Source organism: Marmoricola endophyticus, assembly GCF_014644415.1.
In the GTDB taxonomy this organism is placed as follows: Bacteria; Actinomycetota; Actinomycetes; order Propionibacteriales; family Nocardioidaceae; genus Marmoricola; species Marmoricola endophyticus.
In genome coordinates this window covers 2876164-2890192 of sequence record NZ_BMKQ01000001.1, presented here as the reverse complement: position 1 = coordinate 2890192, position 14029 = coordinate 2876164, and the positions used below count along the sequence as shown (strand labels likewise).

The window sequence follows — 14029 nt, the reverse complement described above, 5'->3', positions numbered from 1 at the left end:
GGCCGGCTCAGTCCGTCCCGTGTTCGGCGAGGAAGGCGAGGATCCGCTCGGCGTACTCCGGTCGGCAGACGACCAGGTCCGGCAGCCAGACGTCCTCCTGGTTGTAGACCAGCGGGCTGCCGTCGATGCGGGAGGTGTGCAGGCCGGCGGCGCGGGCGACCGCGACGGGGGCCGCGGAGTCCCACTCGTACTGCCCGCCGGCGTGGACGTACGCGTCGGAGACGTCGCGCGCCACGGAGATGACCTTCGCACCAGCGGACCCCATCGGGACCAGCTCGCCCCCGAGGTGCTCGACGAGCGCGTGCACGAAGGCCGGCGGGCGCGAGCGCGAGGCGACGATCCGGACGGGGCCCTCGGCCCGCGGAGGCACCACGGGCGGGTGCCCGGTCGAGAACGTCTCCCCCAGCCCCGGCTGCGCGACGGCGCCGGCGACCAGCTCGCCGCGCTCCCACAGCGCGACGTGGATCGCCCAGTCGTCGCGGGGCGGCTCGGAGAACTCGCGGGTGCCGTCGACGGGGTCGACGATCCACACGCGGTCGGCGGACAGCCTGTCCTTGACGACTCCCCCTTGAGGACCCTCCTCGGAGAGCACCGCGTCGTCGGGACGGTGCTGGGCGAGCAGCTCCATCAGCAGCTCGTGCGAGGCGGCGTCGCCGGCGTCCTTGAGCTCCTTGCCCTCGAGCCCGCCACGGCGTACGTCCACCAGCAGCTCGCCCGCCGCCGTGGCCAGCCAGGCCGCCATCACGTGGTCGTCGGCGCCCTCGGGGGCCGGGGTGGAGGGCAGGAAGTCGCTCATGGACGTCAAGCCTAGGGTGACGACATGGAGCACAGGTACCTCGGCAACAGCGGGATGAAGATCTCGGAGATCATCTACGGCAACTGGCTGACCCACGGCTCGCAGGTCGAGAACGACGCGGCCACGGCGTGCGTACGCGCCGCCCTCGATGCCGGCGTGAGCACCTTCGACACCGCGGACGTGTACGCCAACGGCGCCGCGGAGACGGTGCTCGGCGAAGCACTGAAGGGCGAGCGGCGCGAGTCGCTGGAGATCTTCACGAAGGTCTACTTCCCCACCGGCCCCGGCGGGCACAACGACACCGGCCTCTCGCGCAAGCACATCATGGAGTCGATCGACAACTCGCTGGACCGGCTGCAGACCGACTACGTCGACCTCTACCAGGCGCACCGCTTCGACCACGAGACGCCGCTGGAGGAGACGATGCAGGCCTTCGCCGACGTCGTCGGCTCCGGCAAGGCGCACTACATCGGCGTGTCCGAGTGGACCGCCGACCAGCTCCGGCGTGGGCACGCGCTGGCGCGCGAGCTGGGGATCGGGCTGATCTCCAACCAGCCGCAGTACTCCATGCTGTGGCGGGTCATCGAGGACGAGGTCGAGCCGGCCTCCCGCGAGCTCGGCGTCTCCCAGATCGTCTGGTCGCCGATCGCGCAGGGCGTGCTGACCGGGAAGTACAAGCCCGGCGAGCAGCCGCCGGCCGGCAGCCGCGCGACCGACGAGAAGGGCGGCGCGGACATGATCAAGCGCTTCCTGAACGACGAGACGCTCACGGCCGTGCAGGGTCTGGAGCCGATCGCCTCCGACCTCGGCCTGTCGATGGCCCAGCTCGCCGTCGCGTGGACCCTGGCCAACGACAACGTCGCCGGGGCGATCATCGGCGCGTCCCGCCCCGAGCAGGTCACCGACAACGTCGGCGCGGCCGGCGTGGCACTGGGGGCAGACGTCCTCGCGAGGATCGACGAGGTGCTCGGCGACCTGCCCGAGACCGACCCGACCAAGACCGCGTCACCGAAGACCCGCATCGCCTGAGGTCCGTAGCCGGGCGTACCCAACGGGTGGCGAACCGCGGTCTCACCCGGCCCGGTCGACCCGGAGGCCGGGTGGGGTACGTCCGGCGACGACGAGCTCGAGGATCCGCCGGACCATCACCTCACTGAGCTCCACGGTCACCAGTCTGCCGCTGATCCGTGGCCGGCTCAGGGTTGTCCACACGCGTAGTCGGACGTACCGCCCGCTTGCGAGGAGACGGAGATGTCGCGTCTTCTGGCGCTCGAAGGACCGGTACGTCGGTCCACGTCCCGACTCAGCGCTGCCGGGTGATCGGCGGGTGGAGGACGCCGGCCGGACCGGCGGTGAAGAGCGCCGCCGGGCGACCGCGCTCGGTCCGCGTCTCCCCGGTCGGCTCGAGGAAGCCGGCGACGCCGGTGACCTTGCGGTGGAAGTTCCGCGGGTCCAGCGACTCGCCCCAGACGATCTCGTAGACCCGGCGCAGCTCGGCGACGGTGAACGGGCTGCCCAGGAGCGCCGCACCGAGAGCGGAGTACTCCAGCTTCGCGCGGGCGCGCTCGATCCCGTCGGCGAGGATCCGCTCGTGGTCGAAGGCGAGCTCGCGGCCGGGCACCTCGCGCACCGGGACCCATGCGGCCTCCGCGGCGTCGCTGCCGCCGCGCGGCTCGCCCGGGTCCGACACCAGCGCGAGGTGGGCGACGGTGACCACCCGCCCACGCGGGTCGCGGGTCGCAGCGCCGTACGTCGCCAGCTGCTCGACGTGGACACGTGCCCGGTCGAAGCCGGTCTCCTCCGCCAGCTCGCGTGCCGCGGCGTCCGGCAGGTCCTCGCCGTCGAGGACGAACCCGCCGGGCAGCGCCCAGGCGTCGGCGTACGGCTCGATGCCGCGGCGTACGAGCAGCACCTGCAGGTCGTCGGCGCGCACGCTGAGCACCACCAGGTCGACGGTCAGCAGGACGGGAACGGGTTCACTCACCCGGCCAGCCTACGTGATTGTCGTCAACTTGACGATTACTCCGGAGATCGCTTATCGTCTAACTGACGACAACAAAGGAGAAGCTCATGGCTGACATCACCGGCTACCCGTTCGTGAAGCACCTGCGCAGCACCGGCAGCGTGTACGTCCAGCACCTGGCCCGGGGTCGGGTGCGGCACGAGGGACGCGGGGTGTCCTTCTGGTTCCGCCCGCTCAGCGCCGCTCTGGCCGAGGTCCCCGTCGAGGACCGCGAGCTGCCGCTGCTCTTCCACGCGCTGACGGCGGACTTCCAGGACGTGACCGTCCAGTCGGCGCTCACGTACCGCGTCGCCGAGCCGGCGGCCGCCGCGCAGCGGCTCGACTTCTCGCTCGACCCGCGGACCGGTCGCTGGCGCGGGACCCCGCTCGAGCAGATCGCGGCGCTGCTCACCGGCACCCTCCAGCAGAGTGCGCTGCAGCTGGTGGCGACCATGCGGCTCGAGGAGGCGCTGACCACCGGCGTCGAGCAGCTGCGCGGCACCGCGATGGAGACCCTGACCGCCGACCCGCGGCTGACCGAGACCGGGCTGGAGGTGATCGACGTACGCATCGTCGCGGTGCGACCCGAGTCCGACGTCGAGCGGGCGCTGCAGACCCCGACCCGGGAGCGGGTGCAGGGCGAGGCCGACCGGGCGACGTACGAGCGCCGGGCCACCGCGGTCGAGCGCGAGCGCGCGATCTCGCAGAACGAGCTGGCCACCAAGGTCGAGCTCGCCCGGCGCGAGGCGGAGCTGGTCGACCGGCGTGGCGCCAACGCGCGGCGCGAGGCCGAGGAGGCCGCCGCGGCCGACAAGGTGCGCGCCGGCGCGGAGGCGGACCGCACGCGCACCCTCGGCGACGCGGAGGCGGCGGCGCAGTCCGCACGGCTGGCGGCGTACGCCGACGTGCCGGCAGAGGTGCTGTGGGCGCTGGCCGCGCAGGAGCTCGCCGGTCACCTGCCGGACATCGACAACCTGACGCTGACCCCCGAGCTGCTCACCCCGGTGCTGGCCCGGCTGGCCGGAGGCGCGCGATGAGCCTGGCTCCGCGCGTGGTCGTGGTGCACCGGCGCACCGAGCTCGAGGAGCTCCTGGAGCGCCACGGCACGCGCGGGCAGGCCCGGTTCTTCCTCTCCACGCGCGGGCGCGACCTGGCCGAGGTCGAGGAGAGGTACGAGGCCCAGCAGGCCGCCCTGCGCTCCGTCGAGGCGGCGATCCCCGTGGACTGGCGGCGCGGGCGCGTCGAGCGGGGCGACCTGTCGCGCTTCCTGTTCGCCGACGACGACGTCGTGGTCAGCGTGGGCCAGGACGGGCTGGTGGCCAACGTGGCGAAGTACCTCGCCGGGCAGCCGGTGATCGGTGTCGACTCCTCGCCCGGGCGCAGCGTCGGGGTGCTCGTACCCCACCGCGCCGAGGCGGTCGCCGACCTCCTGCACCACCCCGGCGCCGTGGCCGAGCACACCATGGTCCGCGCGCTGACCGACGACGGGCAGGAGCTGCACGCCCTCAACGAGGTGTACGTCGGCCACCCCAGCCACCAGACCGCGCGCTACGAGCTCGACGCGGGTGCGGCCGAGCACCAGGCGTCGTCCGGGCTGGTGGTCGCCAGCGGCACCGGCGCGACCGGCTGGTGCCGGTCGCTGTGGCTGGAGCGGCACAGCTCGCTGGTGCTGCCGGCCCCGACCGCGCCGGACCTGGCCTGGTTCGTCCGCGAGGCCTGGCCGTCGCCGGCCACCGCGACGACCGCCACGGAGGGCCTGCTCGCCGCGGGTACGACGCTGCGCCTGCGGGTCGAGTCCGAGCGCCTGGTCTGCTTCGGCGACGGCATCGAGGACGACCGGCTCGACCTCACCTGGGGCCAGCAGGTCACCGTCGGCGCGTCGGAGCGACACCTGCGGCTCGTCGTCGGCTGAGACTAGCCGTTGAAGCGGGTCTGGGTGAGCGGGAGCCCGACGTCGAGCAGCGACTCGACCGCGTCGGCCGCACGGTCGACCTCGAACGGGAGCTCCTTGCGCTCGACCTTGCTCCACGCGCCGAGCACGAAGTCGGCAGGGTCCTGCCGGCCGGGCGGACGGCCGATCCCGCAGCGCACGCGGAAGAAGTCCGGTGAGCCGAGCGAGCCCTGCATCGACTTCAGCCCGTTGTGACCGCCGTTGCCGCCACCCTGCTTCACGCGCAGCGCACCGAACGGGATGTCGAGCTCGTCGTGGACCGCGACGACGGCCTGCACCGGGACCTTGTAGAACGTCGCCAGTGCCTTGACCGGTCCGCCGAGCTCGTTCATGAACGCCCTCGGCCGGGCCAGCACCACGCGCGGCCCCGGCGTGCCCGGCGGCGTCAGGCGGCCCTCGACCACGTCGGCCCGTCCGGACTTGTGGGCGCGGAACCCACCGCCCATCCGCCGGGCCAGCTCGTCGCAGACGAGGTAGCCGACGTTGTGGCGCGTGTCGGCGTACCTCGGGCCGGGGTTGCCCAGGCCCACGACGAGCCAGACCCCGGGACGCGTCGTCCCGGGGTCCTGCTCAGGTACGGACGAGCTCACTCCTCGTCGGAGTCCTCGGAGTCGGAGTCGGAGTCGCCCTCGGCAGCGGCGTCGTCGCCCTCGGCGTCCTCGTCGGACTCCTCGCGCTCGATGCCGGCCTCGGCCTCGGCCTCCTCCAGCTCCTCCTCGAGCTCCTCGGCGGTCGGGGCGTGCGTGACGTTGACGATCAGCATCTCGTCGTCGTCGAGCAGCGTCGCGCCCTCGGGCAGGACGAGCTCGGAGGCCTGGACCAGGGTGCCGACCTCGGCGCCCTCGATGGAGAGCTCGATGTACTCGGGGATGTGCGTCGCCTCGGCCTCGAGCGAGATCGTGGTGTTCTCCGTGACCACCAGGGCGTCGGGCTTGGCCTCGCCGGTCAGGTGGACGGGGACGTCGACGGTGACCTTCTGGCCACGCTTGACCTCGACGAAGTCGATGTGCTCGAGGAAGCCCTTGATCGGGTCGGCCTGGACCTGCTTGGTCAGGGCCAGCACCTCCTTGCCCTCGATGTCGAGGTAGAGCAGCGCGTTGGAGCCGCCGTTCTTGATCGCCATCATCACGTCGTGGCCGGGCAGCGTCAGGTGCGAGGGCGCGTTGCCGGCGCCGTAGACGACCGCGGGCACCTTCTCGTCGCGGCGGATCCGGCGGGCGGCGCCCTTGCCGAACTCGGTACGGGTCTCGGCCTTGATGGTCTCGGTCTTGTTCTCGGGCATCGCAATCCTTCGCAGACGTACTCGTGGTCGGTCGGTGTCCAGCGGGGTGTGCTGGTGGTCGGTGGTCGCCCCGTGGTTGATCGGTGGCCGAGATGCGAGATGCACCGCGCTCGAACGGGCGCGGTGCATCGAGTGAGCAACCGGCCACGTCGATCACGGAGCTCCCTGGTGGGGCTCGCTCCCTCGCCGAGGCAACCCGAGAACTCTAACGGTCCCGCCCGGTACGACGAAACCCGGGCCTGCCTCAGCCCGCCGGACGGCGTCAGGCGTTGCCGTCGAACATCGAGGTCACCGAGCCGTCCTCGAAGACCTCCTTGATCGCCCGGGAGATCAGCGGAGCGATGGAGAGGCAGGTGAGCTTGTCGAAGCGCTGCTCGTCCGAGAGGGGCAGCGTGTTGGTGACCACGACCTCGGTCGCCGAGGAGTTCTTCAGCCGGTCCACGGCGGGGCCGGAGAGGATGGGGTGGGTGGCGGCGATGATGACCCCGGCGGCGCCGTCGGCCATCAGCGCCTCCGTGGCCTTGGTGATGGTGCCCGCCGTGTCGATCATGTCGTCGACCAGCACGCAGATCCGGCCCTGGACGTCGCCGACCACCCGGTTGGCGACTGTCTCGTTGGGCCGGTCGGTGCGCCGCGACTTGTGGATGAACGCCAGCGGGACGCCACCGAGCCGGGCCGACCAGCGCTCGGCGACCTTGATCCGCCCCGCGTCGGGCGAGACCACAGCGAGCTGCTGGTCGCCGTACTTCTCCTTGACGTAGTCGGCCAGGATCGGCAGCGCCATCAGGTGGTCGACGGGTCCGTCGAAGAAGCCCTGGATCTGGTCGGCGTGCAGGTCGACCGAGATCAGCCGGTCGGCGCCCGCGGTCTTGAACAGGTCGGCCATCAGCCGCGCGGAGATCGGCTCCCGGCCGCGGTGCTTCTTGTCCTGGCGGGCATAGCCGTAGAACGGCATCACCACCGTGATCCGCTTGGCCGACGCCCGCTTCAGCGCGTCGACCATGATCAGGTGCTCCATGATCCACTCGTTGACCGGCGCGGTGTGGCACTGGATCACGAACGCGTCGGAGCCGCGCACGGACTCCTCGTAGCGGACGTAGATCTCCGAGTTGGCGAACTCGTACGCCGCCGTGGGGACGAGCCCGGTGCCGAGCTGCTGGGCGACCTCCTCGGCCAGGTCGAGGTGTGCCCGACCGCTGAAGACCATGAGGTTCTTCTCGGTGGTCCGCTTCATGCCGCTCACGGGCGTGTCTCCCTGGTGCCGGGTGCGAGGACTACGAGGATTCTCCACCCTCGGCGGCGTCCGGCCCACCCGGGTCCGGCGTCGGCGCCGCCGCCGCGGCGGCCTCCGCCGCGGGGGTACCCGCCCGCTTGCGGAACACCCACCCCTCGACGTGGCGCTGCGGACCGCCGCTGACGGCCAGTGCGCCGGGCGGCACGTCGCGTCGTACGACGGTCCCGGCGCCGGTCACGGCACCGTCCCCGACGTGGACCGGTGCCACGAAGCTGTTGTGCACGCCGGTCTTCACCTGGCGCCCGATCACCGACCGGTTCTTCACCACGCCGTCGTAGTTGGCGAAGATCGCGCCGGCCCCGATGTTCGTGCCCTCGCCGATGTCGGCGTCGCCGACGTACGACAGGTGGGGGACCTTCGCGCCCGCACCGATGGTGGAGTTCTTGACCTCGACGAACGCGCCGGCCTTGGCGCCCTCCTCCAGCCGGGCGCCGGGTCGCAGATACGACCACGGGCCGACGCTCGCCCCGGCGCCGACCACCGCGAGCTGGCCGTGCGTACGGACGACCCTCGCGCCGGCGCCGACCTCGGTGTCCTCCAGGGTGCAGTCCGGTCCGATGACCGCGTCCTCGGCGATCGCGCAGGCGCCGAGGAGCTGGACGCCGGGCAGCAGCGTCACGTCGGGCGCGAGGCTCACGTCGGCCTCGACCCAGGTGGTCGCCGGGTCCATCACGGTGACCCCCTCGGCCATCCAGCGGCTGACGATCCGGTCGTTGAGCACGCGCCCGAGGGCAGCGAGCTGAGCACGGTCGTTGGCGCCGAGGGTCTGCGAGACGTCGTCGAGACGGAACGCGTCGACCCGCTCGCCGGCCGCGCGAGCCAGGGCGACCGTGTCGGTGAGGTAGTACTCCCGCTTCGCGTTGTCGTTGCCGATCCGCGGCAGCGCGTCGGCGAGGAACCCGGCGTCGAAGGCCACGATCCCGGAGTTGATCTCGCGCAGTGCCCGCTGTGCGGGCGTCGCGTCCTTCTCCTCGACGATGGACTCGACCGAGCCGTCCGCGCCGCGCACGATCCGCCCGTACCCCGTCGGGTCGGCCAGCTCGCCGGACAGGATGCTCATCGCCCGACCCGAGGCGGTGTGGTCCTCGGCGAAGGCGCGCAGGTTGGCACCCTCCAGCAGCGGGGTGTCGGCGTACGTCACGAGCACCGTGCCCGTGGTCTCGCCGGCCGCCCGCATCGCGGTGCTGACGGCGTGCGCGGTGCCGTCCTGGGTCTCCTGCACCGCCAGCACCACCTCCGGCATCAGCTGGGCGATGTGCGCAGAGACCGCCTCGCGCTGGTGACCGACCACGGCGACGACCCGGGTCGGGCGCACGGCCGCGACGGCGTTGAGCACGTGCCCGACCATGCTCCGCCCGGCGACCGGGTGCAGCACCTTCGCGGTCTTCGACTTCATCCGGGTGCCGCCGCCGGCGGCGAGGACGATCACGGTCAGGTCAGGCATCGGGCTCCTTCGGTCTGTGCTCTCGGTGCCGCGCGGGGCTCCGATCGAACATAGGCCATCGATCGGGAGGCATGGTCGGGACCGACCCGGACACCGGTCAGTGCATGTGCATCCCCTCCCACGGGAAGCGTCTCGGGACCACGGTCCACGAGCAGTCACCGTTCAACGCCGAACCGCCTGCCGCGGCGCTCGCCGACCCGGGCCTGACCAGGCAGGACGCCTTCTACAGCCGCAACCACGGACCGGTCCCCGAGATCGATGCGCACGAGTGGCGACTCGACGTCGAGGGCACGTCCTACTCCCTCGACGAGCTCGCAGCGGGCTTCGACCAGCACACGGTGACCGCGACGATGCAGTGCGCGGGCAACCGCAGGGCCGACCTGGTCGAGGTGCGCGAGATCCCGGGCGAGGACCCCTGGCGGCGAGCGATCGGCACCGCACGGTGGACCGGTGTCCGCCTCGGCGACGTGCTGGCGGCGGTGGGTGCGCCGCTCGAGGGACACGTCGCGTTCTCGGCGCCCGACGTGTCCACGATCCCCGACCCTGCGAGCGGCTACGGGTCGTCGGTGCCGATGACGAAGGCCCGGGCCCCCGAGACGTTGCTCGCGTGGAGGATGAACGACGTCCCCCTGCCGGCGCTGCACGGCGGCCCGGTCCGCGTGGTCGTCCCCGGCTACGTCGGTGCGCGCAGCGTCAAGTGGGTCGAGCAGGTCCGCGTCCAGCCCGAGCCGTCGGAGAACTACTTCCAGGCGACGGCCTACCGTGTGCTGCCGCCCGAGTCGGACCCCGACGCCGCGGGACCCGGCGACGGCATCTCGCTGGGTCCGTGGGCCCTGAACTGCGACATCCTCTCGCCCCAGGCCGGAGACCTCGTCCCCTCCGGCGACCTGCTGGTGGAGGGCTACGCGCTGGCCGCCGAGCACCGCGCCGTCGCACGCGTGGACGTCTGTGTCGACGGCGCGACGTGGACCCAGGCCGAGCTGCTCAACGACCTCGGCCCGTGGGCCTGGCGGCGGTGGCGGGTGCGGTTGCCGGTCACTGCGGGGCGACGGACCGTCGTGGCACGGGCCTGGGACGACACCGGCGCACAGCAACCGAGCGACCCGGCACACCTGTGGAACCCGAAGGGCTACGCCAACACGGCGTGGCCGCGGATCCCCGTCGAGGTGCGCTGAGCCTCCACCCGTCTGGCGGGGTCAGCGCGCCTGGTTCTCCTCGCGGCGCCGGTCGGTGGTCTCGGTGACCAGCCGGTCGAAGTCGGGGATCTCCTCACGCAGCCGCTGGAAGTCCGCGCGCGGCCAGGCGATCGCGAGCACGGGCTGGACCACGGTCACGCGGGCCGAGCGCAGCGTCTTGCCGACCAGGCCCATCTCGCCGACGAACTCGCCTGCCCCCAGCTCGGCGAGGACGACGTCGCCGTCGACCGCCTCGACGGACCCCTCGAGGAGGAGGTACGCCTTGTCCGCAGGCTCGTCGGCCCGGATCGGCGACCAGCCGACCGGGATGTGCACGAGCCGACCGAGGTCGATCAGCCGCTGCACGGCGTCGGGGTCCAGCGCCGCCACACCGGGCACGGCTCCGGCGTCGAGTCCGTCGTCACGGGCCATGGGTGTCCTCCGAGTCAGTAGGTGCGAGGTCACCCTGCCACGCCGGAGCCCGGCGTGCTGGGATGAGCGGGTGCCGATCCCGCCGTACGTCGCCGACCTCCGCCGTCACGTCGAGCACACCGAGCTGTGGCTGCCCGGGACCACCGCGGTCGTCCTCGACGACGACACCGAGCCCACCCGGGTCCTGCTCGTCCGCCGGTCGGACAACGGCGCCTGGACCCCCGTCACGGGCATCGTCGACCCGGGCGAGCACCCGGCCGTCACCGCCGTGCGGGAGGCCGCCGAGGAGGCGTGCGTCGAGATCCGCGTCGTCGGTCTGGTCGCGGTGGGGGTGGTGGACGAGGTGACGTACGACAACGGCGACCGAGCGCGCTACCTCGACCACACCTTCCGGTGCGTGTGGGTGAGCGGCGAGCCCGCGGTCGGCGACGACGAGTCGAGCGAGGTGCGCTGGTGGCCGCTGGACGACCTCACCGCACTGGCGCCGCGGATGCGCGAGCGGATCGAGCGGGCGCTGGCGTGGGACGGCACCACGGCGCTGGTCACGGACGGCTTCGTCTGAGGCGCTGAGCGAGTCCCCACCGGGTGACCCGCCACAGCGACTCCGCGGCGACCCGGGGCGTCATCTTGGACTGCCCCCGCTCGCGCTCGACGAAGTCGATCGGCACCTCGACCACCCTCAGCCCCGCGCGGACGGCGCGATAGGCCAGCTCGGCCTGGAAGACGTAGCCCGTCGAGACCACCGTGTCCAGGGCCACCCGCTCCAGGGTCTCGCGGCGGAAGACCCGGAACCCCGCGGTCGCGTCGCGGACCGCGATGCCCAGCAGCGCCCGGGTGTAGAGGTTCCCTCCTCGCGAGAGCAGCTCACGGCGCGCGGGCCAGTCGACGATGCTGCCGCCGGGCACCCACCGCGAGCCGATCGCCAGGTCGGCCGCCGGCATCTCCGCGAGCAGCCGGCCCAGCTGCTCGGGCTGGTGGGACCCGTCGGCGTCCATCTCCCCGATCAGGTCGTAGCCGGCGTCCAGCGCCACGGTGAACCCGTGGACGTACGCCGCGCCGAGGCCCGCCTTCGCGCGGCGGTGCAGCACCGAGACCCGGGGATCCTCCGCCGCGAGGGCGTCGGCGAGCTCGCCCGTACCGTCCGGGGACCCGTCGTCGACCACCAGCAGGTCGACCTCGGGCTGGGCCCGACGCAGCCGCTCGGCCACGGCGCGCAGGTTCTCCACCTCGTTGAAGGTCGGCACCACCATCACCGTGCGGGTGTCCGGCACCGGTCTCTCCTTGCGTACGTGGTCGGGCAGGAGCCGGTCGACCCCGGAGGACACGGGGTGGTCGAGCGCGCGGGGCGTCCCCGCTCGAGGACGGCTCCCCGGTGCTCGAACCTACGTCCCCTCCCCCGACGTGCGGCGACGGGGCGGTGGGGACCGTGACGGCCCCACCGCCCCGTCGCCGAGGTGCAGCGTCTCGAGGTCACATCTGGGTGGCGGTCACCACCTTCTTGACCTGGGCGCAGTTCGTGGTGGTGATGCCGGCGGTGCCCTGCGAGGCCATCGCCGCGCAGGAGGTGTTCAGCTGGGCACCGAGCTCGGCGTAGTCGGCGGAGCTGGTGAGCGCCGCCTGGGTCCGCCAGTACAGCTGCTCGGCCTTGGCCTGCCCCAGCCCGGTGATGGTCTGGCCGTTGAAGCTGCCGCCGTCGGTGATGAGGTACGCCGCCTTGTTGCCGACGCCGGAGTTGTAGTGCACGCCGCCGTTGTCAGCGCTGCCGCGGTAGTACAGCGAGCTCCCGGTGCGGTCGGGCTGGTTGTAGGCGGGCGGGTTCTTCATGTCGCGGATCACGCCGATCGAGGAGGGCAGGTCCTCGCCGAGCTTCCAGCGCGCCGCGCTGGAGTCGTTGCCGGTGCCGTCGGCGAGGTCCTCGAACTCGCCGAAGACGTCCGACATCGACTCGTTGATCGCACCGGACTCGTAGGAGTAGTTCAGCCCGTTGGTGTGCTCGGTGACGCCGTGGGCGAGCTCGTGGGTGACGACGTCGTCGGCGGTGGTGAACCCCTGACCGAAGACCATCCCGTAGCCGTTCCAGAACGCGTTCTGCGAGCCCGGGCACTGCTCACCGGTGATGCAGGCGCGAGTGATCGCCCGCAGCGTCGGGGAACCGACGGCACCGCCGATCTTGGTGGTGAGGTCGTAGCCGAAGCGGCTGCTGTAGTACGAGGACGAGGAGCCGAACTGGTTGTACGCGCTGTCGACGTCGGTGTTGCCGGTCGCGGCCTGCCCCTCGGTGCGTACCGGCCTCTGGCAGTAGGCGGAGTCCGCGACCCGGGTGTTGTTCGCGTCGCAGATGCTGCGCTTGAGCGCGTCTCGCCGGTCCGACTGCGTGAGCAGCGTCTTCCCGCTCGTCGCGTCCACGATCACCGTGCCGCCGTCGGTGTCGAAGGAGGTCGGGGTGAGGTCCACGCGGTACGCGAGCGTCAGGTCGCCCGTCGAGGGCCGGTTGGCGTAGAGCGCCGCGTCGTACCAGCTGAGCCGGGTGGCCGCCTTGGGGGCCGACGCCGGCGCCTTCGCCCCGCGGGTGAGCAGGTCGGTCGCCTTGCTCGCCGCCGTTCGCGCAGCGACCTTGGCAGTGCCCGTGCGGGCCCTGGTCGGGCTCAGCCGGCCGTTGACGCCGTACAGCGCGCCGGCGGAGTCGAGCTGGACCGACAGCTGGCCACCGAGCACCGGCTTGTCGTCGAGGTACTGCTGGAACCGGGCGATCGTGCCGCCGGGAACCTCGACCAGCTTGTCCAGCCGCACGCTGCCGGCACCGACGCCGAACCGCTCGGCGTAGCGCTTGGCGTAGCCGCGCGCCGCCGACGCGTCGTCCGAGGACGCCGGGCGTGCGATCGGCGCGGACGTCGTGGCGCGCACGCTGGTGACCACGCCGCGCTCGTTGGCGGACTGCTGAGCCTGCCCCGCGTCGTCGGCCGACGATGGTGAAGCCAGTGCGAGTCCGGCGGCGGCGAGGGTCATCGCCGAGGTCAGACCGACGATCGCGCGACGCCGGGATGCGGCGGTACGTGATGCAGCGTTCATTGAGTTGTCTCCTCATGGGTCCGAGATGGAGACCTGATCCCACCAAAACCTCGGACCTGGTGTCGCGACTCGCGCAGGTCACGATCACGCGCCGCACAAATGCGCAGCAGCCGGTCGGGCACGGGCACCGACCGGGCGGTGACCCCGGGCAGACGCGGGCGAGCTCCCCGGGTAGGAGTCGAACCTACGTCGCTTGTCCTGATTCAAAGTCAGGCGGGCCCTGCCGGCAGACCAACCGGGGATCGGTGCGGGTCGAGGGTATCGCCGAGTCGTCCACCACCCCCGCGGCGGAGCGGACTCCATCGACCGAGGTCACCGACGGCGCCCGCGTCGCCGGGTCTCGACGCGCTCGCTGACGCTCGCTGCTCGACCACCGGTGGTCGAGCCCGACCGAGCGCCAGCGAGGGCGGACGTCGAGGCCCCGACCCGCCAGACGTCGCCGGGTCTCGACACGCTCGCTGACGCTCGCTGCTCGACCACCGGTGGTCGAGCCTGACCGAGCGCCAGCGCGGCATGCGACGTCCTGAGCAGCGACGAAGGGACGTCGAGGCCCCGACCCGCCAGACTTCGCCAGGTCTCGACGC

At 72.3% G+C, this 14029-nt stretch carries 14 protein-coding genes and 1 tRNA gene; 5 read left to right on the top strand and 10 right to left on the bottom strand.

The genetic code is table 11. The features are described from left to right. Nucleotides 1–7 precede the first annotated feature (7 nt). A complete protein-coding gene (locus tag IEX42_RS14190) occupies nt 8–796 on the bottom strand; it encodes a 3'(2'),5'-bisphosphate nucleotidase CysQ (protein ID WP_188780354.1) in 789 nt (262 codons plus the stop codon). Nucleotides 797–820: 24 nt separating this feature from the next. On the opposite strand from IEX42_RS14190, the gene IEX42_RS14185 reads away from it, so the two are divergent. Next, nucleotides 821–1825: an aldo/keto reductase family protein gene (locus IEX42_RS14185; RefSeq protein ID WP_188780353.1), complete on the top strand. Its 1005-nt coding sequence runs from the start codon at nt 821–823 to the stop codon at nt 1823–1825. A gap of 274 nt (nt 1826–2099) precedes the next feature. Here IEX42_RS14185 and IEX42_RS14180 read toward each other — a convergent pair whose 3' ends face one another. Continuing rightward, nucleotides 2100–2780, bottom strand: coding sequence for an NUDIX hydrolase (locus tag IEX42_RS14180; protein WP_188780352.1), 681 nt, complete (start codon nt 2778–2780; stop codon nt 2100–2102). Between the two features lie 86 nt (nt 2781–2866). Between IEX42_RS14180 and IEX42_RS14175 the strand changes: the two genes are divergently transcribed. Then, the gene (locus IEX42_RS14175; RefSeq protein WP_188780351.1) at nt 2867–3835 is read left to right on the top strand and encodes an SPFH domain-containing protein; all 969 of its coding nucleotides are present in this window, start codon (nt 2867–2869) and stop codon (nt 3833–3835) included. Next, nucleotides 3832–4710 carry an NAD(+)/NADH kinase gene (locus IEX42_RS14170; RefSeq protein WP_188780350.1) on the top strand — a complete coding sequence of 293 codons (879 nt, stop codon included), beginning with the start codon at nt 3832–3834 and terminating at the stop codon, nt 4708–4710. The genes IEX42_RS14175 and IEX42_RS14170 overlap by 4 nt, the downstream gene beginning before the upstream one ends. 2 nt (nt 4711–4712) lie before the next feature. On the opposite strand, the gene pth is transcribed toward IEX42_RS14170, so the two are convergent. From pth to glmU, 4 genes are all read right to left on the bottom strand, one after another. After that, nucleotides 4713–5339, bottom strand: coding sequence for an aminoacyl-tRNA hydrolase (gene pth, locus IEX42_RS14165; RefSeq protein ID WP_188780349.1), 627 nt, complete (start codon nt 5337–5339; stop codon nt 4713–4715). Next, nucleotides 5336–6031 carry a 50S ribosomal protein L25/general stress protein Ctc gene (locus IEX42_RS14160; protein ID WP_188780348.1) on the bottom strand — a complete coding sequence of 232 codons (696 nt, stop codon included), beginning with the start codon at nt 6029–6031 and terminating at the stop codon, nt 5336–5338. The genes pth and IEX42_RS14160 overlap by 4 nt, the downstream gene beginning before the upstream one ends. Nucleotides 6032–6293: 262 nt before the next feature. Then, a complete protein-coding gene (locus tag IEX42_RS14155; protein WP_444543242.1) occupies nt 6294–7274 on the bottom strand; it encodes a ribose-phosphate diphosphokinase in 981 nt (326 codons plus the stop codon). Nucleotides 7275–7305: 31 nt separating this feature from the next. Then, on the bottom strand, nt 7306–8769 hold the full coding sequence (gene glmU / locus IEX42_RS14150; RefSeq protein ID WP_188780347.1) for a bifunctional UDP-N-acetylglucosamine diphosphorylase/glucosamine-1-phosphate N-acetyltransferase GlmU: 1464 nt from the start codon (nt 8767–8769) through the stop codon (nt 7306–7308). 71 nt (nt 8770–8840) lie between these two features. Here glmU and IEX42_RS14145 point away from each other — a divergent pair, with 71 nt between their 5' ends. Next, nucleotides 8841–9944 carry a sulfite oxidase gene (locus IEX42_RS14145; protein ID WP_229660871.1) on the top strand — a complete coding sequence of 368 codons (1104 nt, stop codon included), beginning with the start codon at nt 8841–8843 and terminating at the stop codon, nt 9942–9944. A 21-nt stretch (nt 9945–9965) separates the two neighbouring features. Here the strand turns inward: IEX42_RS14145 and IEX42_RS14140 are convergent, their stop codons facing one another. Further along, complete coding sequence (locus IEX42_RS14140; RefSeq protein WP_188780346.1) at nt 9966–10376, bottom strand: Crp/Fnr family transcriptional regulator; 411 nt, start codon at nt 10374–10376, stop codon at nt 9966–9968. A gap of 70 nt (nt 10377–10446) precedes the next feature. Between IEX42_RS14140 and IEX42_RS14135 the strand changes: the two genes are divergently transcribed. Next, entirely contained in the window at nt 10447–10938 is a 492-nt protein-coding gene (locus tag IEX42_RS14135) for an NUDIX hydrolase (protein ID WP_188780345.1), read from the top strand. Here IEX42_RS14135 and IEX42_RS14130 read toward each other — a convergent pair. The 3 genes from IEX42_RS14130 to IEX42_RS14120 form a co-directional block, all read right to left on the bottom strand. Next, the gene (locus IEX42_RS14130) at nt 10919–11647 is read right to left on the bottom strand and encodes a polyprenol monophosphomannose synthase (RefSeq protein ID WP_229660870.1); all 729 of its coding nucleotides are present in this window, start codon (nt 11645–11647) and stop codon (nt 10919–10921) included. The genes IEX42_RS14135 and IEX42_RS14130 overlap by 20 nt on opposite strands. A gap of 199 nt (nt 11648–11846) precedes the next feature. After that, on the bottom strand, nt 11847–13445 hold the full coding sequence (locus IEX42_RS14125; protein ID WP_188780344.1) for a M4 family metallopeptidase: 1599 nt from the start codon (nt 13443–13445) through the stop codon (nt 11847–11849). A 163-nt stretch (nt 13446–13608) separates the two neighbouring features. Beyond that, nucleotides 13609–13687: transfer RNA gene (locus IEX42_RS14120), tRNA-Gln, on the bottom strand. Nucleotides 13688–14029 lie beyond the last annotated feature (342 nt).

Coding starts and splice junctions, on each gene's coding strand:
- IEX42_RS14190 (WP_188780354.1), bottom strand. CDS start 796: ATGAGCGACTTCCTGCCCTCCACCCCGGCCCCCGAGGGCGCCGACGAC.
- IEX42_RS14185 (WP_188780353.1), top strand. CDS start 821: ATGGAGCACAGGTACCTCGGCAACAGCGGGATGAAGATCTCGGAGATC.
- IEX42_RS14175 (WP_188780351.1), top strand. CDS start 2,867: ATGGCTGACATCACCGGCTACCCGTTCGTGAAGCACCTGCGCAGCACC.
- IEX42_RS14170 (WP_188780350.1), top strand. CDS start 3,832: ATGAGCCTGGCTCCGCGCGTGGTCGTGGTGCACCGGCGCACCGAGCTC.
- IEX42_RS14160 (WP_188780348.1), bottom strand. CDS start 6,031: ATGCCCGAGAACAAGACCGAGACCATCAAGGCCGAGACCCGTACCGAG.
- glmU (WP_188780347.1), bottom strand. CDS start 8,769: ATGCCTGACCTGACCGTGATCGTCCTCGCCGCCGGCGGCGGCACCCGG.
- IEX42_RS14145 (WP_229660871.1), top strand. CDS start 8,841: ATGGTCGGGACCGACCCGGACACCGGTCAGTGCATGTGCATCCCCTCC.
- IEX42_RS14140 (WP_188780346.1), bottom strand. CDS start 10,376: ATGGCCCGTGACGACGGACTCGACGCCGGAGCCGTGCCCGGTGTGGCG.
- IEX42_RS14125 (WP_188780344.1), bottom strand. CDS start 13,445: ATGAACGCTGCATCACGTACCGCCGCATCCCGGCGTCGCGCGATCGTC.